The organism is uncultured Williamsia sp., assembly GCF_947494875.1.
GTDB lineage: Bacteria > Actinomycetota > Actinomycetes > Mycobacteriales > Mycobacteriaceae > Williamsia_A.
In genome coordinates, this window is the sequence record NZ_CANLWM010000002.1 from 261,332 (window position 1) to 278,426 (window position 17,095).

Genomic DNA, 17,095 nt, shown 5'->3' on the forward strand with positions numbered 1-17,095 from the left:
TCCACCTCTCCTCGTCTCCGCCGAGTCTGCGACCGCGTGACGTGTCCGCCGCGCGATCGCCGCGGACATGGCGGAATCGAGGAAGAACCTCCCCCGGTGTGGCCTGTGTCACCATGAACCGGTGAGCACTGCTGCTCTGACCACCGCGCGGTTCGAGGTCTCGACTTCGGACGATCAGACCGTGCGGGCATGGGAGCGACACAACGCCGCCGCGCTGATGGAGCTGTCGTGTGAGATCCCGGGCGGCGCGACGTTCGTCGCCCGCGAACAGAACCTCGTTGCTCCGTCTCTGCGCCTCGCCCATGTGCGCGGCTCTGCGCACCGCGTGCAACGGGCGGCGTCGATGATCGAGGAGCGTCCCGCCGACGCGATCGCCGTGTACGTCGCGAGGCACGGAACCGCCCGCGTCCGGTCCGGTGGTGTCGGCGGTCTCGTCCGGCCGGGTCAGCTCGTCGTGTGTGATCCGGACAGGCCACTACGACGGACGTTCCCCAACGGTCTCGACGAGCTGGCGATCGTCATCCCGCGGACGACGTGGGCCGACGTCACCGGTCGCGCCGGGGTCACACCGGTGGTGATCGACGTCGGGCACGACATCCGTGCGCGGTCGCTGGTCCGGCTCGCCGAGGCCGCGCTGTCCGGCGCCACCGCGACGACCGACGACCTCGCCCGCATCGTGACGACGACCGCCGTGCTGGCCGGTGCTGCGCCACTCGATGTGGAGCGCCGCGTCACGGCGCACGCGTTCATCGACGACAACCTCGGCGATCCCGGGCTGAGCGCGGCATCCATCGCCGCGGCCGTCGGCGTCTCGGAACGACAGCTGTCGCGGCTGTTCGCCGACGACGGCACCACGGTCCCCCGCCACATCCTGGGCCGTCGACTCGATCGCGCGCACGCGATGCTGACCGCATCGCGCGACGGAATGACCGTGGCCGACGTCGCCCTCCGCTGCGGCTTCTCCTCGATCCCGTGGTTCTCCACCACCTTTCACCGGAGATTCGGAGTGACGGCCGCCGCGACCCGTCGCACGGCATCGTCCGCGATCACCCCCGGCGTAGGGTCGGACGCACACGAGTCCGACCGAACGGGGTGAGCATGACGTCGCAGGAGACCGACCGCAGAGCGGAGTTCGCCGAGCAGCGCGACCGGCTGAGCGCGCAGTACCTGTCGCCGGTGTCAGAGCGACCCGCGTCGAGCGGCCGCGGCGTGCACCACACCGCGCTCATCTCGCGCGACGTCGAGACGACGATCCGCTTCTACCAGGGACTGCTCGAGTTCCCGCTCACCGAGCTGATCGAGAACCGCGACTACGCCGGATCGACGCACTTCTTCTTCGACATCGGCAACGAGAACCTGTTGGCGTTCTTCGACTTCCCCGGACTCGACAACGAGCCGTACCAGGAGGTGCTCGGCGGGCTGCACCACGTCGCGATCAGCGTCGAGCCGTCCCGCTGGGAACATCTCCGCGGCAAACTCGCCGACGCCGGCGTCGAGATGGTCCTGCACAACGAGGTGTCGATCTACTTCCGCGGCCCGGACAACGAACGCCTCGAGCTGATCGCCGACCCGCTCGGCGAGATGTACGGCGACCAGATCCTCTGAGTCAGGAGCGGTCGTCGGCGTCGGACGTCGGGGTGTCCGACTCCGGTGGGTTCTTCTCCAGTGAGACCGGTTCCGGCTCCCCGTCTTCCGGGTCGTCGGTGCGCTCGCGGACCTGCTCCCCGTAGTAGCGGACGATCACGGCACCGCACGCCGCGACCGGTACGGCGAGAAACGCACCGATCACGCCGAACAGGGTGCCGCCCAACGTCACCGCCAACAGCACCACCACGGCGTGCAGGTTCATCGACTTCGACTGCAGCCACGGCTGCAGGACATTGCCCTCCAACTGCTGCACCGCGACGATGATCGCCAGGACGATGAGCGCGGTGACCACCCCGTTGGACACCAGTGCGATGAGGACGGCGAGCGCACCGGCGACGAACGCACCGACGATCGGCACGAATCCGCCGACGAACGTGACGATCGCGAGCACATAGGCCAACGGCACTCCGAGGATCACCAGCCCGATGCCGATGAGCACCGCGTCGACGAGGCTGACCAGCGCCTGCGTCCGGATGAACCCACCGAGGGTGCGCCACATCCGGGTGAGCACCTCGGCGAGGTGCGGCGCCGCGGGGCTGCCCACGGACCGTCGTAGCCACGGGAGGAACCGCGGACCGTCCTTGAGCAGGAAGAACGTGATGACCGCCGCGGTGAACAGCGTGACCAACGCCGACGTCGCGGCACCGACTCCGGTGAAGAAGCCCGAGGCGATCTGCGCGCCGCTCGCCTCGAGACGGTCGGTGATCGCGGACACCGCCGAGTTCAGTTGCGTGTCACTGATGTCCAGCGGTGGACCCTGCAGCCAATCCTGCACCTGGCGGATACCGACCACGGCCTTCGTCGACAGCGTCGTCACCTGGTCGGCGATCGAGGGTGCCACCGCGGCGACGATCCCGGCGATGACGCCCGCCGCGACGAGCACCGCGATCAACGCGGCGAGCGCGGGCGGCACCGACCGGGATCGCAACCACCGCACCGGTGGCCACAGCACGGTGCAGACGATCGTGGCGAGCACCACCGGCAGGATGATCACCCACGTCCGGGAGATCACCCAGCCCACCACCCACGCTGCGGCCGCGACGACCACGACCTGCACCGCGACCACCGACAGCGACCGCAGGTGCGAGGCGTAGACCGATCCCCGGGTGCTCACCTGGCGACTCATGCCGCCATGGTCACACACCCAGGGGTCATACGGACGAACGGATCGTGTCGATCAATTCGGACTTGCACACCTCGAGGAACGCGTCGACGTCCGGCCCGGCGTTGAGCACGGTCAGGTGGTCGAAGCCGGCGTCGGCGAACTTCTTGGCCGATTCCACGTGCGCGTCGAGATCCGGCCCGCACGACATGGCGTCGGCGATGTCGGACTCACGGACCAGCGACGTGGCCGCCTCGAAGTTGATCGGATTCGGCAACTCCGACTGCACCTTCCACCCGGTGAGGCCGAACCGGAACGTCGAGTGTGCGGCCTTCACCGCGGAGTCGACATCGGTGGCCCACGCCATCGGGACCTCGCAGAACCGTGCCCCCGATCCGCCCGCGTCGCGATAGGCCGAGACCAGATCGCTGTCGGGTTCGGTGGCGAAGATCCCGTCACCCGCCTTCGCCGCGATCTCGGCGGCGTTGGTGCCACCTGCGGCGACGACGATCTCCGGCAGCTCGTCGGGCAGGTCGAAGACCCGCGCGTCGTCGAGGGTGATGTGCTTGCCCTCGTAGGAGTGGTAGCCACCCGACCAGAGCAGTCGGATGACCTCGATCGCCTCGCGCAGCATCTCGTGGCGGATGTGCGCCGAGGGCCACGGAGCCCCGGTGATGTGCTCGTTGAGCCGCTCGCCGGAACCCAGCCCGAGCGTGAAGCGCCCGTCGGAGAGGACCGCGGTGGTCGCGGCGGCCTGCGCCACGATCGCCGGGTGATACCGGATGATCGGGCAGGTGACGCCGGTGGCCAGTTCGAGCGTCGACGTCTGCGCGCCGATCGCCGCGAGCATCGACCACGCGAACCCCGAGTGCTGCTGGCTGTAGAGCCACGGGTGGAAGTGGTCGGAGACCTCGACGAAGTCGAAGCCCGCCTGCTCGGCGACGACGGCCTGCCGCACGATCTCCTTGGGATCGAACGCCTCCGCCATCAGTTTGAAGCCGATCTGCACGTCCTCAGCCCTTCGCCACGACGGAGACCACACGGTCGCAGAACGCCGGCAGGTCGTCCGGGTTGCGGCTGCTCACCAGGGTGTTCGGTCCGGAGGTGCACTCGACGACCTCCTCGTCGACCCAGGTGCCGCCCGCGTTGCGGATGTCGGTCTGCAGGCTCGGCCACGACGTGATGGTGCGTCCGGACAGGACACCGGCCTCGACGAGGGTCCACGGCGCGTGGCAGATCGCGGCCACCGGCTTGCCGGCGTCGAAGAAGCCCTTGGTGAAGGCGACCGCCTCGTCGACGGTGCGGAGGTAGTCGGGGTTGGCGACGCCACCGGGCAGCACCAGCGCGTCGAAGTCGGCCGGGGTGACGTCAGAGACGGTGGAGTCGACGGGGAACGTGTCGGCCTTGTCGAGATGGTTGAAACCCTGCACGGTCCCGCTGTCGGTGGACACGAGCTTCGGTGTGCCACCGGCCTGCTCGACGGCTTTCCACGGCTCGGTCAACTCGACCTGCTCGATGCCCTCGGGGGCGACGAGGAAGGCGACGGTCTTGCCGGTCAGCTGGTCACTCATGGTTCATGCTCCGTTCGTGGTGATGGCTCGACGAGGTGCGACCACTCAGTGGTCGCGCAGCATCTCGACGAGTTCGTCCTTGTTCTTGTCCGAATAGCCCTGCAGGTCCAGCTCTTTGGCCCGCTTCTTGAGCTCGTCGACGGTCCACTCCTCGTAGGAGGGTGACTTCCCGCCCTTGTGGCCGACCTCGGACCGGCCCTTGTCAGCGGCTGCATTGGAGATCCGCGCCGCCTTCTCCTTCGAGTTTCCCTTGTCGCGGAGCTCCTCGTAGAGATCGGGATCCTTCAGCTGCGGGGCGTCTTCGTTCTTCTTCTCGGCCATGCGCTGCTCCCTTCGCCCTGTGCGTCGACGCACGGCATGTCGGGGGATGTCATCAGGGCACAGCAACGCTTCTCGACTGTGCGTCCGACGCTACACTCGCCGCCCCTCGAGAAGGCTGTTCTCGCTGGTACGGTCGAAGGGGTGAACCGATCACGGATCGCCCGGTATTCCCCCGTCGTGGCGGCCGTGGTCGCCGCCCTCACGATGTCGGCCTGCGGCGCCGAGACCACGGACGACTCCGAGGAATCCTCGCGAGTCGGCGCACCGCCGCCGCCCTCGTCGTCCCCCGCCGGCGACGGGACGATCCGCGTCACGGACGAGATGACCGGACTCGACCATCCCTGGGACGTCGTGATCGACCCCGGCGGCGCTGTCGTCACCGGTGAGCGATCCGGGCGGATCGTGGTGCGCCAGAACGACGGTCAGGTCAGTGAGGTCCGCGCCGACACCTCCGACGTCCGCGCCCGCGGCGAGGGCGGCCTCATGGGCATGGCGCTCGCGAACGACTTCGCCACGTCGCGCTCGGTCTACACCTGCTTCGCGAGCACGGCGGGCGACGTCCGCCTCGTCCGGTGGACCGCGGCGCCGGACTGGAGCGGCATGACGCGGGCGCAGGACGTGCTCACCGGCATCCCCCTCAACCCCAGTGGCCGACACAGTGGTTGTCGGGTGCTGCCTGCACCCGACGGGACGCTGTTCGTCTCGACCGGTGACACCGCGTCCCCCACGGTCGCGCAGGATCTCCGCGCACTCGGCGGAAAGGTGTTGCACGTCAACGCCGACGGGTCACCGGCCGCCGGCACGATCCCCGGCACCCCCATCCACTCCTTCGGCCACCGCAACCCGCAGGGCATGGCCTTCGTGCCCGGCACCGATCGGCTCTACACCTCGGAGCACGGCCCGGAGGTCGACGACGAGGTGAACCTGGAGCAGCCGGGCGCGAACTACGGGTGGGACCCGGACACGGGAAGCGGCTCGTACGACGAGAGCGTGCCGATGACCGACACCCGCAAGTTCCCGACCGCCGTGCCCTCGGTGTGGTCGTCGGGTGACCCCACCCTCGCGATCGCCGACATCGAGGTGCTCGGCCCGGTCTGGGGGAAGTACTCGGGGATGCTCGCCGTCGCGGCACTCAAGGCGCAGAAGCTGATCCTGCTGCGGCTCTCACCCGACGGCCGGTCGACCACCGAACGCGTCGACCTCCTCGACGGTTCCGAGGGACGCCTGCGGTCGATCACGACCGCGCCCGACGGGTCGTTGCTCGTCACCACCGACAACGGCGACGGCGGCGACAAGGTGCTGCGGGTCAGCGCCGCCTGAGACCGCGTCGCCAGGCCTGCACGCGGGCGAGGAACGACTCGACGGCGTCGAGGTCTGCGGCTGCGGCGGGCCCGGACGGCGGGAGCGTGGACGCGTCCGCGGCCATCGCGTCGGCGACCGGCTTCTCGCCGTAGAGGCCCATCATCACGTCGACAGCCCAGCCTGGGTACTCCGCGAGCGGGATGTCCCGCTCCTTCCGTCGTGTTACGCGCATGTTACGAGAATGGCACGCAGTCGCGCCCACGACCAGCATTCGGCGCAGGTCGGCCCGAATGTAGAGTGATCCGGGCCACAGCCGCGGCCCCACGAGGGCCGGATCGCAAGGAGATGACCCTTCGTGACAGCCTCCCGGGATCGCGCCGGCGACGTCCTCGACAACCCCGACATCGAGCTCGTCCGGACCGACCCCGACGCCCCGCCGGTCGCGATCATCGACCGCTCCCCCATGACCGTCGGCAAGCGTCTCCTCTTCGCCGCGATCGGCCTGCTCGGAGCGATCTCGTGGGCGGTGATCGCGATCGTCCGCGGCGAGTCCGTCAACGCGGTGTGGTTCGTCCTGGCCGCGGTCTGCACCTACGTCATCGCCTACCGCTTCTACGCGCGCCTGATCGAGACGAAGGTGATCGTCCCCCGCGACGACCACGCGACACCGGCTGAGGTCCTCGACAACGCCAAGGACTACATGCCGACCGACCGGCGGGTGCTGTTCGGTCACCACTTCGCGGCCATCGCCGGCGCCGGCCCGCTCGTCGGGCCCGTCCTCGCCGCACAGATGGGCTACCTCCCCGGCACCATCTGGATCATCGTCGGTGTCGTGTTCGCCGGTGCCGTCCAGGACTACCTCGTCCTCGCCATCTCCACGCGACGACGCGGGCGCAGCCTCGGCCAGATGGCCCGCGACGAACTCGGCGCGGTCGGCGGCGTCGCCGCCATCGTCGCGGTCTTCGTCATCATGATCATCCTCATCGCCGTCCTCGGACTGGTCGTCGTCAACGCTCTGGCCGAGAGCCCTTGGGGCGTATTCTCTCTCGCGATGACGCTGCCGATCGCGGTGTTCATGGGGATCTACCTCCGCTATCTGCGGCCCGGGCGCATCTCCGAGGTGTCGGTGATCGGGTTCGTGCTGCTGGTCCTGGCGATCGTCGCCGGCGGCTGGGTCGCCGAGACGTCCTGGGGCGAGGACTGGTTCACCCTCTCGCCCGTCTTCCTCTCCTGGGCGATCATCGTCTACGGGTTCGCCGCCGCAGTGCTCCCGGTGTGGCTGGTGCTCGCGCCCCGCGACTACCTCTCGACGTTCATGAAGGTCGGCACGATCGTGCTGCTGGCCGTCGGCATCCTCATAGCGCGTCCCGTCATGCAGGCGCCCGCGGTCAGCGAGTTCGCGAGCAATGGCAAGGGTCCCGCGTTCGCCGGGTCGCTCTTCCCGTTCCTGTTCATCACCATCGCGTGCGGCGCGCTGTCGGGTTTCCACGCGCTCATCGCGTCCGGCACCACACCCAAGCTCCTGGAGAAGGAGAGCCAGGCGCGGGTCATCGGCTACGGCGGCATGCTCACCGAGTCGTTCGTGGCGATCATGGCGCTGATCACCGCGTGCATCCTCGACCAGCACCTCTACTTCGCCATGAACGCGCCCAAGGGCGTCACCGGTGGCACAGCCCAGAGCGCGGCGGAGTACACCAATTCGCTGGGGCTGCGGGGGGATCCGGCGACCGCGGCACAACTACAGGCCTATGCCGACGGCGTCGACGAGCAGTCCCTCATCTCGCGCACCGGAGGCGCGCCGACGCTCGCGATGGGCATGTCGGAGACGCTGCAACGGGCTTTCGGCGGGGATTCGCTGCGGTCGTTCTGGTACCACTTCGCGATCATGTTCGAGGCGCTGTTCATCCTCACCACCGTCGACGCCGGCACCCGTGTGGCGCGGTTCATGCTGTCCGACGGTCTGAGCAACATCAAGGGCGCCAAGCGGTTCGCCGATCCGTCGTGGCGCGTCGGCGCCTGGATCTGCACCTTCGTCGTCGTGGCCGGGTGGGGGTCGATCCTCCTGATGGGCGTCACCGACCCGCTCGGCGGCATCAACACGCTCTTCCCGCTGTTCGGCATCGCCAACCAGTTGCTCGCCGCCATCGCCCTCACCGTCGTGCTGGTGGTGGTGATGAAGAAGGGCAAGTTCCGGTGGGCCTGGATCCCGGCCGTGCCACTGGTGTGGGATCTCGCGGTCACCATGACCGCGTCGTACCAGAAGATCTTCTCGTCGAACCCGGCCATCGGGTACTGGCAGCAGCACAGCGATTTCGTCGCCGCCCGCGACGCCGGGCAGACGTCGTACAAGACGGCGAAGACCGCCGCGGAGATCGACGCCGTCATCCGCAACACGTTCATCCAGGGAACCCTGTCGATCGTGTTCGCGGTGCTGGTCCTCATCGTCGCGGCCGTCGGCCTGTGGGTCTGCATCCGAGCCGTGCGGGCCGGCGGCCTGCCGACCACCGAGGTGGAACCGGAGCCCTCGCACCTGTTCGCCCCGACTGGACTGGTAACCACACCCGCCGAACGGGCGGTCGCCGAACAGTGGCGCGAGCACGAGAGTCGCGAGCCCGTGACGAGCCGGACGTGAGCGGCATCATCCGCGGACTGGCCACGGTCCGCCGTTATGTCGGAGATGTCATGGGCGACAGTCACTACGAGCGCTATGTCGCCCACCACCGGCGCCGGCACCCCGGGACACCCCTGATGTCCGAACGGGAGTACTGGCGCACCCGGCACGCCGAGGCCGACGCGAACCCCGGCGCGCGCTGCTGCTGACCCGGCGTCCCCGGACGCGGATGGTCGTGTCCGAAACCCGCTGGTGACCCCACCGGGCGGATGGCACCGTGGAGGCATGACCGCAGCCGCACCCGTCGTCCCGACAGGACCCGACGGCGTCGTCGGCCTCGACTTCGACGGCTGCTACCGCGCCCTCGCCGCCCGCGACCGCCGCTTCGACGGGCAGTTCTTCGTCACCGTCTCCTCCACCGGGATCTACTGCCGTCCGTCGTGTCCCGCGATCCGCCCCCGTCGCGAGAACGTCGACTTCGTGCTCACCGCGGCCGCCGCTCAGCAGCGGGGGTTCCGCGCATGCCGCCGGTGTCTGCCCGACGCGGTGCCGGGGTCGCCGCACTGGGACATCGGGACCGATCTCGCGTCCCGGGCGATGCGGCTCATCGGTGACGGCGTCGTCGACCGCGACGGCGTCGACGGGCTCGCCCGCGCGCTGGGCTACTCCGTCCGCCACATCACCCGCGTGCTGGGTGAGCAACTCGGGGCCGGACCGCTCGCGCTCGCCCGCGCACACCGTGCGACCAGCGCGCGGCTGCTCGTCCAGTGCACGACGATGACGATGTCGGACATCGCCTTCGCCGCCGGGTTCGCCAGCATCCGACAGTTCAACGACACGATCCGTGAGGTGTTCGCCGAGACGCCGACGGCGTTGCGTCGACGCGCGGACGGTGGCGGGCACCCGGGCGGCGACGGCGCGACGGTCCACCTGAAACTCGGCCTGCGGCGCCCGTTCGCGCCGGCCTGGCTCGACTGGTTCCTCGCCGGGCACACCGTCGACGGACTCGAACACCACGACGGCACCACCTTCCACCGCGCGCTGAGCACCCCCCACGGTCACGTGGTCGTCTCGGCCACCCTGCACGACGACCACGTCGACGCGGCGGTGCGCGCCGGCGACCTCCGCGACCTCGGGCCGTCGATCCACCGACTGCGCCGACTCCTCGACCTCGACGCCGACGCCGAGGCGGTCGACGACGCCCTCGCCGAGGACCCCGAGATCGGCCCGCTCGTCGCCGCCTGGCCCGGGATCCGCGTCCCGGGGGCGGTCGACGGGTTCGAAACCCTCGTCCGCACGATGATCGGTCAGCAGATCAGCCTGGCCGCGGCGCGCACGCACGTCGGGCGCCTCGTCACCGCACTCGGGACCCCGATCGACGCCACTCCCGACCTGCCGGTCACACACCTCTTCCCGACCGCCGAGATCGTCGCCGAGCGCGGTCACGAGGTGCTGCGCGGCCCGCGGCGACGGATGGCCGCGATCGTCGGCGTCGCGCGGTCCGTCGCCGACGGTGCACTCACCCTGCACCCGGCGATGGAGTCCGCGGAACTGCGGGAGGTGCTGCTCGCCCAACCCGGCATCGGCCGGTGGACCGCCGACTACGTCGTGATGCGCCTGCTGCGTGACCCTGACATCCTCCTCGACGGCGATCTCGTCCTGCGGCGTCACGCCGACGCACTCGGCGTCGACCTCACCGAGACCTCCCGCTGGTCCCCGTGGCGCAGCTATGTGTCGATGCACCTCTGGCGCGATGCGCTGGCCCCGACGGTGCCGCTGCTGCAGCCGAGCGGACCCACTCTGCGACACGACGGCGGAACCGATCGGCCACCGCGTGCGTCCGATCGAGAAAGAGCATCGTCCGAACCAGAGGAGAGTCCATGACCACCACCGGTGTCACCGCACACACCACCGCCCTCGGCGAACCGTTCACGGTCGTCAGCGTCGACGACGCCGTCGTCGCGTCCGGCTGGACAGAAGACGTCGACGAGTTGCTCGCGCTCGTGCACCCGCGGCTGCGGCCGGACTCGGTGCACGACGGTGCCCTGCCCGCGGTGATCGAGGCCGTCCGCCGTTACGACGACGGTGATCTCGGCGCCCTCGACGCGGTGACGGTGAGCCAGCGCAGCAACGGCGCGTTCCTCGAGACCGCCTGGGCCGAGCTGCGGCGGGTCGCCCCGGGACAACCGCTGTCCTACCGCGACTTCGCGACCCGCTTCGGCCACGAGAACGGCGCCCGTGTCGGCGCGCAGGCCTGTTCCCGCAACGCCGCCGCCCTCTTCGTCCCCTGCCATCGGATCCAGCGCACCGACGGGTCGATGGGCGGGTTCCGCTACGGCATCGAGCTCAAGCGCCGGCTGCAGGCCCACGAGACGCATCACGCCCGCCACGCCGCCTGAGGAGTCGGTGTCGGACCCCTCCGGCACCCTTGCGGCCATGAGCACAACCGTGGTCGTGGTGGGGGCGGTCTGCGCGCTGATCGGCGCGGTCGTCGGGTGGGTGCTGCGCGGTCGCAGCGGTGGCGGTGACGTCATCGGTCCGGTCCGCGAGACGCTGGACCGCCTCGCGACCGAGATGCACCGGGTCGAACGCGCCCGCATCAGCGCCGACGCCGGGCTCGCGGCACAGCTCGACGGGATGCGGTCGGCGTCGAGCGAGCTCGGCGCGCAGGCCCGTCGCCTCGCCTCGGCACTGCACACCCCGCACCTGCGGGGACGCTGGGGTGAGGTGCACCTGCGGGCGGCCGTCGAGGCTGCGGGACTGAGCCGCCACTGCGACTTCACCCCGCAGGCGCGGACCGCGTCGGGCCGACGCCCCGACCTCGTGGTGCACCTGCCGGGCGGTCACGACGTCGCGGTCGACTCCAAGGTGCCGCTGCACGCCTACCTCGACGCCGCGGCCACCGACGACCCCGATCTCGAGGCCGCGCTCCTCGTCGACCACGCGCGGGCACTCAAGGCGCACGTCGTCGCGCTGTCGGCGAAGGCGTACTGGCAGGAGGTGCGGCGTTCGCCCGAGTTCGTCGTCCTCTTCGTCCCCAGCGACGCCATCCTGGAGGCGGCCTGCCGGGCCGACCCGGACCTGCTCGAGTTCGCGTTCGGCCGCGACATCGTCCCGGCGACCCCCTCGACGCTCGTCGCGCTGCTGCGCACGGTCGCACTGGGCTGGCGGGAGGAGGCCGTCGCGCGCGACGCGGAAGAGATCCACCGCCTCGGCCGTGAGCTGCACCACCGGGTCGCGACCATGGTCGACCACTTCCACCGGGTCGGCACCAGCCTCGGGTCGGCGGTGACCGCCTACAACGCGACGGTCGCCTCGATGCAGTCCCGTGTGCTGGTCACCGCCCGCGCCCTCGGGGAGCTCGACGCGTACGCCGGTACGGACGCCGTCCCGCACGATCGGCCGGCACCCGTCGAGACGACCGTCCGGGCGGTGACACCACCCGTGTGACCGGCCACGGTGCGCCGTGGAGCCGCCGATCACCGGTAGGGTCTGACCGTGTTCTCCGCCCCCCAGGCCCGTGCGGGCGTACCGACGGGTCGTCAGTCGGTCCTGCCGACCGTGCGGGGCGTGCCCTGGTGGGGCGCGGTTCTCATCGCGCTCGTGCCCACCGCCGTCGGCGCACTGATCGACGCGGGCGGCAGCGGCGACCTGGGCACCTGGTTCCGGGTCCTGTACTTCATCGGGTGTGTCGCCGCGGTGCTCGCGGTGCGACGCAAGGCCCTGTTCACCGCGGTGACGCAGCCCCCGCTGATCGCCTTCGGCGTCGCGCTCGTCGCGCTCTACTCCCTGGAGTCCGAGGCCGCCTCGGGTGTCAAGGGCCTCGTCATCAACGTGATGCTGCCCATCGCGAAGGCCTTCCCGCTGATGGCGTGGACGTTCGTCGTCGTCGGGATCCTCGGCGCGGCGCGGTGGTACCTCACCCGCGGCGACACGGAGTCCACGCCGCAGCAAAGCCGCCGCCGTGCCGAGCCTGCCCGACGCGCCGCCGGGACCCGTCGAGCGTCCTCCGAGCGACCCTCGCGCCGCGCCGCGGACGACAAGCCGAGGCGCACGGCCGACGAGACATCGCGCCGCGCAGGGTCCGACGGTGGCCGCCGCGCCCCGGTCGATCCCCCGCGCCGTCGCGCGGTGGCCGACGCACCGGCCCGTCGGTCCGCGGGCGATCCCTCGACCCGCCGCGCTGCCGAGCCGCCCCGCCGACGGGCGTCCGAACCACCTCGGCGAACGCCGGAACCCCCGCGCCGACGGGACATACCGCGGCGGCCCGACGAGATGCGTCGACCTGCCGAGCCGGGCGTCGTCGCCCGCGAGGCACTCGGTGCCCGGGAGCCCTACCGGCCGCTGCGCGCCGAGCCCCCGATCCGACGGTCCACCGCCGACGCCCCGCGACCGGCAGACGGCCCCGACAGACGCTCGGCCCCGCGCGCCCGCTACCGCGGCGTCTGACCGACCGTCACGACCGGGTCGCCAGATCCCGGACGTCGGCCGCCGCCGCGGCCAGCGCGCGCCCGTAACCCGGCCCGTGACCCGCTGCGTGCACCGCCAGGGGATGCAGCTGGTGCAGCGGTGTCCGCTCCCGCCACCCCGATCGCAACGCCGACTGCCCCTCGTACCCGGCGACGATGTCGTCGAGGCGCGGACACCCGAACAACTCGAGCATGGCCAGATCGGTCTCGCGATGGCCGCCGTGCGCCGCGGGGTCGATCATCACCACCCCGTCCGGCGTCCACATGACGTTGCCGTTCCACAGATCCCCGTGCAGCCGCGCCGGGGGCTCGTCGTCGTCGAAGACGCCGTCCGCGATCCGCGCACACACCTCCCGGACCAGGTCGGCGTCGTCCGCGCGCAGGTTCCCCGCGTCGACGGCCACCGACACGAACGGCAGCACCCGCTGCTCGGCGTAGAAACGTCCCCACGTCGGCGTCGGAACCGACGGCTGCTCCCGACTGCCGATGAACGTCGTGCCGGTGAACCCCGCGGGTGGTGCCCCGAACGCGTCGGCACCAGCGTCATGCATGCGGGCGAGCGCAGCACCGAACTCCCGGGCCGACGGCCCGGCCGGGGCGGCGCGGTCCAGACGACGGAGATCGATGTGGTCGGACCCGACGTCGACGACCTCGACCACCGGCGCCCCCGCCTCGGCCAGCCAGCGCAGTCCCGCGGCCTCCGCGGCGAAGAAATCCGCCGGCGCACCCGGTCGGGACTTCCGGTGCACATCTGCCGTCGTCGCCACGATCGTCGCCCTCTCTCGCGCTGCCGGGCACCGTCCCACGTCGCTACCATGAGGCGATGCGTCCTCTCCAGAAGACCATCATCACCGAACTCGCCGTGATCCCCGAGATCGATCCGGCCGTCGAGGTCCGGCGTCGGGTCGACTTCCTCAAGGACTACCTCCGCGTCACCGGCGCGAAGGGGTTCGTGCTGGGTATCAGCGGAGGCCAGGACAGCACCCTGACGGGACACCTGTGCCAGCAGGCCGTGTCCGAGGTGCGCTCGGAGGGCGGCGACGCCCAGTTCGTGGCCGTACGCCTTCCCTACGGCACCCAGGCCGACGAGGACGACGCCCAGATCGCCCTGCGCTTCATCGGCGCCGACCGGACGGTGGTCACCAACGTCAAGCCCGGCTCCGACGCGACCGTCGACGTCGTCGGCGACGCCCTCGGGGAACGCCCCAGCGACTTCGTGCGCGGCAACGTCAAGGCGCGCCAACGGATGATCACGCAGTACGCCATCGCCGGCCAGCTGCAGATGCTCGTCGTCGGCACCGACCACGCCGCCGAGGCGGTCACCGGGTTCTTCACCAAGTACGGCGACGGCGGCGTCGACCTCACCCCGCTCACCGGGCTGACCAAGCGCCAGGGCGCGCAGATCCTGCGGCACCTCGGAGCGCCGGAGTCGTTGAGCAGCAAGGTCCCGACGGCCGACCTCGAGGACGACCGGCCCGCGCTGCCGGACGAGGAGGCGCTGGGCGTCACCTACGCCCAGATCGACACCTACCTCGAGGGCGGCGACGTCGACGACTCCGCCGCGGAACGGATCGAGACCCTCTTCACCGCCACACGGCACAAGCGCGCCGTGCCGGTCACCCCGTTCGACGACTGGTGGCGCGACTGATCGTCGCCAGGCGGTCGAAGCGGTCGTTGGCGATCCGCATCACCACCTCGTAGGGCAGAGCGAACTTCCGCGCGAACCAGTACCCGATCCGGATGTCGACGGACGTGTACACCATGTAGCGGTTGCGGCGGATCCCGTCGATGATCGAGGACGCCGCGCTCTCGGGTGAGACCGCGCGGGACTCGAACTGCCCCACCGCTTTCCGCACCGACGGGTGATCCCGATCGATCCCTGCGATGTCGACGGTCCCGACGAGTGGCGTGGCCACGGCACCAGGCACGACCAGCGACACCCCGATGCGGTGCCGACGCAGGTCGAACCGCAGCACCTCGGACACGCCGCGGATGCCGAACTTGCTCGCGCTGTAGGCGGCATGCCACGGCAGCGCGAGCAATCCCGCCGCCGACGACACGTTCACCAGGTGCCCGCCCGTGCCGCGCTCCACCAGCGGCGGCACGAACGCCTCGATCACGTGGATCGGGCCCATCAGGTTGACCTCGACCATCCGCCGCCACGTGTCGTGGCTGAGGTTCTCCACGGTCCCCCACGCCGACACGCCCGCGACGTTGCACACCACGTCGACGACGCCGTGCCGGTCGATGATGCGCGCGGCGAGCGCGTCGACCCACTCGTGGTCGGTGATGTCACCCGCCGTGGCGTCGAGGACGGTCCCGCCGGCGGCGGCGATCAGGCGTTCGGTCTCGCGCAGACCATCGGCGTCGATGTCGGTGATGGCGACTCGTGCCCCGGCTGCCGACGACGCGACGGCGAGCGCGCGCCCGATGCCACCGGCCGCGCCGGTGACGAACACCGACCGGCCTGCGAGGTCGGGGACGGGTGGTCGCATGAACAGCAGGTCACGTGCACCCATCCGGGAGGGCCTTTCGCCTCGACGACGCTCAGATGGGCAGTTTGCCACCGAACGCCGTGTACACGACGGACAGCAGCGATTTCAGGACGTCCGACGCGGCGTCCGACCCCTGACCCTGGATGAGCGACAGGATCGACGACGGGTCCTTGCTCTGCAGGACCTGGGTGATCAGCGGGAGCAACGCCTGCAGCCCGGAGAGGTCCAGCGGGTTCGACGACGTCTGCGGGGTCTCACCGGTCGGCGGGTTCTGGCTGCCCTGCGGCAGGCTCGGGCTCAGCGCGGTCGACGCCGGCGTCGACTGGAGGAACTTGACGATCCCGTCGAGCAGCGCGACGGCGTACTTGACCTGCCCGGGCTTGCTCGCGAGCTGGTCGGCCTCGGCGGGGTTGGAGAGGTTGCCCATCTCGACGAAGACCTCGGGGACGCGGGTCAGGTTGACCGCGGCGATGTCGGAGCGGGTCTGGATCCCGTCCACCACGCCGGCGTAGTTCGCGGGCGGGAAGCCGGCGGCCTTGAACGAGTCGCGCATCTGGTTCGACGCGGCCCTGCCCGTCGTCGACGCCACGCGCTGGACGGCCACGTCGGGCACGGGCAGCTGCGGGACGATGATGTGGAAGCCCTTCTTCACCGGGTCGGCTCCGGTGGAGGTGGAGTCCGCGTGGACGCTCACCGCGATGTCGGCCTTGGAGGCGTTGGCCGCGGCGGCGCGCTCGTCGACGCATCCGCCCCACCCGGTGTCGTCGGGTCGGCTGAGGACCACCTTGGCGCCCTGGCTCTCGAGACCTGCCTTGACCAGCTGCACCACATCCCAGGCGACGGTGTGTTCGGCGGCCTTGTTCACGCCGGTGGCACCCGTGGTCTGGCAGTCCTTCATGCCGCCGCGACCGTCGGGGACCTGCTTGCGCAGGTCGTGCCCGGCGGCGGACGCCTGGTGTCCGGGGTCGAGGAAGACGGTTCGACCAGCGAGGGCGTTCTTCTGTTCGGGCGCGGGAGCCGGGGCGCTCGGCGCTGCAGGGGTCGCCGGGACCGCGGAGGCCACGGGAACGCTGACGACACCGGCCGCGATCACGACCGCGGCGGCGCCGGCGATCGCCGAGACGGTCCGGGTACGGAAGCGTGTGCTGGTCATCGCATCTCTTTCGGCACTCGAGGAACACTCTGGGCAGCGACAACAGACAGACCACAACGGTCACTGCAGTCACAACTGTCACACGAGTTCGGTCAGGGTGCAAAAAGTTGCGTCGACACACCGCGCGGATCGTTGACGGCTGCGGCGTGTCGTGATCGGGATGTGATCGCCGGGTGATCAGTCCGTGGCGCGTGGCCGGCGGATGCGGATCGGTCCGCGGGCGGTGTCGGGGTCGACCACCTCGCCGCCCTGGGTGATCTCGACCTCGCCGGACTCGACGAGGTCACGGGCCGCGGCCCGGACGGGGTCCATCAGGGGGCGCCAGTCGTCGGGCCGCACCCGCCGCGCGACGTCGGACGGGCAGATCGACGACGTCGGCTTCCGCTGCGCCAGCAGGTCGAGCACGGCCGTGCGCAGGTCCGCG

19 protein-coding genes are annotated in these 17,095 nt (G+C 70.7%); 10 read left to right on the forward strand and 9 right to left on the reverse strand.

All coding sequences use genetic code 11. From position 1 onward, the window contains the following. Positions 1-121 precede the first annotated feature (121 nt). Both Q1A98_RS06605 and Q1A98_RS06610 read left to right on the forward strand, forming a co-directional pair. Positions 122-1,096 (forward strand): helix-turn-helix domain-containing protein, encoded by a 975-nt coding sequence (locus tag Q1A98_RS06605; protein ID WP_299571138.1) that lies wholly within the window; start codon positions 122-124, stop codon positions 1,094-1,096. A gap of 2 nt (positions 1,097-1,098) precedes the next feature. Further along, positions 1,099-1,605, forward strand: coding sequence for a VOC family protein (locus Q1A98_RS06610; protein ID WP_299571141.1), 507 nt, complete (start codon positions 1,099-1,101; stop codon positions 1,603-1,605). A 1-nt stretch (position 1,606) separates the two neighbouring features. Here the strand turns inward: Q1A98_RS06610 and Q1A98_RS06615 are convergent, their stop codons facing one another. The 4 genes from Q1A98_RS06615 to Q1A98_RS06630 are packed head-to-tail and all read right to left on the reverse strand — an operon-like array spanning position 1,607 to position 4,641. Next, positions 1,607-2,773 (reverse strand): AI-2E family transporter, encoded by a 1,167-nt coding sequence (locus Q1A98_RS06615; RefSeq protein ID WP_299571143.1) that lies wholly within the window; start codon positions 2,771-2,773, stop codon positions 1,607-1,609. Positions 2,774-2,798: 25 nt separating this feature from the next. Next, entirely contained in the window at positions 2,799-3,758 is a 960-nt protein-coding gene (locus Q1A98_RS06620; protein WP_299571146.1) for a TIGR03557 family F420-dependent LLM class oxidoreductase, read from the reverse strand. Between the two features lie 4 nt (positions 3,759-3,762). Continuing rightward, on the reverse strand, positions 3,763-4,320 hold the full coding sequence (locus Q1A98_RS06625) for a type 1 glutamine amidotransferase domain-containing protein (protein WP_299571148.1): 558 nt from the start codon (positions 4,318-4,320) through the stop codon (positions 3,763-3,765). Between the two features lie 45 nt (positions 4,321-4,365). Further along, entirely contained in the window at positions 4,366-4,641 is a 276-nt protein-coding gene (locus Q1A98_RS06630; protein WP_299571150.1) for a Rho termination factor, read from the reverse strand. Between the two features lie 141 nt (positions 4,642-4,782). Here Q1A98_RS06630 and Q1A98_RS06635 point away from each other — a divergent pair, with 141 nt between their 5' ends. Beyond that, positions 4,783-5,961 carry a PQQ-dependent sugar dehydrogenase gene (locus tag Q1A98_RS06635; protein WP_299571152.1) on the forward strand — a complete coding sequence of 393 codons (1,179 nt, stop codon included), beginning with the start codon at positions 4,783-4,785 and terminating at the stop codon, positions 5,959-5,961. Here the strand turns inward: Q1A98_RS06635 and Q1A98_RS06640 are convergent. Further along, positions 5,948-6,175, reverse strand: a complete 228-nt coding sequence (locus Q1A98_RS06640; protein ID WP_299571154.1) for a hypothetical protein — start codon at positions 6,173-6,175, stop codon at positions 5,948-5,950. The genes Q1A98_RS06635 and Q1A98_RS06640 overlap by 14 nt on opposite strands. 123 nt (positions 6,176-6,298) lie before the next feature. Between Q1A98_RS06640 and Q1A98_RS06645 the strand changes: the two genes are divergently transcribed. From Q1A98_RS06645 to Q1A98_RS06670, 6 genes are all read left to right on the forward strand, one after another. Then, positions 6,299-8,575 carry a carbon starvation CstA family protein gene (locus Q1A98_RS06645; protein WP_299571156.1) on the forward strand — a complete coding sequence of 759 codons (2,277 nt, stop codon included), beginning with the start codon at positions 6,299-6,301 and terminating at the stop codon, positions 8,573-8,575. Continuing rightward, positions 8,572-8,763 (forward strand): YbdD/YjiX family protein, encoded by a 192-nt coding sequence (locus Q1A98_RS06650; protein WP_299571158.1) that lies wholly within the window; start codon positions 8,572-8,574, stop codon positions 8,761-8,763. Before Q1A98_RS06645 ends, Q1A98_RS06650 begins: the two co-directional genes overlap by 4 nt. Positions 8,764-8,839: 76 nt before the next feature. Beyond that, positions 8,840-10,438 carry an AlkA N-terminal domain-containing protein gene (locus Q1A98_RS06655; protein WP_299571161.1) on the forward strand — a complete coding sequence of 533 codons (1,599 nt, stop codon included), beginning with the start codon at positions 8,840-8,842 and terminating at the stop codon, positions 10,436-10,438. After that, positions 10,435-10,953: a methylated-DNA--[protein]-cysteine S-methyltransferase gene (locus Q1A98_RS06660; RefSeq protein ID WP_299571162.1), complete on the forward strand. Its 519-nt coding sequence runs from the start codon at positions 10,435-10,437 to the stop codon at positions 10,951-10,953. Before Q1A98_RS06655 ends, Q1A98_RS06660 begins: the two co-directional genes overlap by 4 nt. Before the next feature lie 37 nt (positions 10,954-10,990). Beyond that, a complete protein-coding gene (locus tag Q1A98_RS06665; protein ID WP_299571164.1) occupies positions 10,991-12,004 on the forward strand; it encodes a DNA recombination protein RmuC in 1,014 nt (337 codons plus the stop codon). Positions 12,005-12,052: 48 nt separating this feature from the next. Continuing rightward, positions 12,053-13,003 carry a DUF6542 domain-containing protein gene (locus tag Q1A98_RS06670; protein WP_299571166.1) on the forward strand — a complete coding sequence of 317 codons (951 nt, stop codon included), beginning with the start codon at positions 12,053-12,055 and terminating at the stop codon, positions 13,001-13,003. A 7-nt stretch (positions 13,004-13,010) separates the two neighbouring features. Here Q1A98_RS06670 and Q1A98_RS06675 read toward each other — a convergent pair whose 3' ends face one another. Next, positions 13,011-13,790, reverse strand: a complete 780-nt coding sequence (locus tag Q1A98_RS06675) for a fructosamine kinase family protein (RefSeq protein ID WP_299571169.1) — start codon at positions 13,788-13,790, stop codon at positions 13,011-13,013. Positions 13,791-13,846: 56 nt separating this feature from the next. On the opposite strand from Q1A98_RS06675, the gene nadE reads away from it, so the two are divergent. Further along, positions 13,847-14,671, forward strand: a complete 825-nt coding sequence (nadE, locus tag Q1A98_RS06680) for an ammonia-dependent NAD(+) synthetase (RefSeq protein ID WP_299571172.1) — start codon at positions 13,847-13,849, stop codon at positions 14,669-14,671. On the opposite strand, the gene Q1A98_RS06685 is transcribed toward nadE, so the two are convergent. From Q1A98_RS06685 to Q1A98_RS06695, 3 genes are all read right to left on the reverse strand, one after another. Beyond that, the gene (locus Q1A98_RS06685) at positions 14,640-15,542 is read right to left on the reverse strand and encodes an SDR family oxidoreductase (RefSeq protein ID WP_299571174.1); all 903 of its coding nucleotides are present in this window, start codon (positions 15,540-15,542) and stop codon (positions 14,640-14,642) included. The two genes, nadE and Q1A98_RS06685, sit on opposite strands and share 32 nt — an antisense overlap. 28 nt (positions 15,543-15,570) lie before the next feature. Then, a complete protein-coding gene (locus tag Q1A98_RS06690; protein ID WP_299571177.1) occupies positions 15,571-16,671 on the reverse strand; it encodes an N-acetylmuramoyl-L-alanine amidase in 1,101 nt (366 codons plus the stop codon). 177 nt (positions 16,672-16,848) lie between these two features. Beyond that, entirely contained in the window at positions 16,849-17,088 is a 240-nt protein-coding gene (locus Q1A98_RS06695; RefSeq protein ID WP_299571844.1) for a DUF3253 domain-containing protein, read from the reverse strand. Between the last annotated feature and the right edge of the window lie 7 nt (positions 17,089-17,095).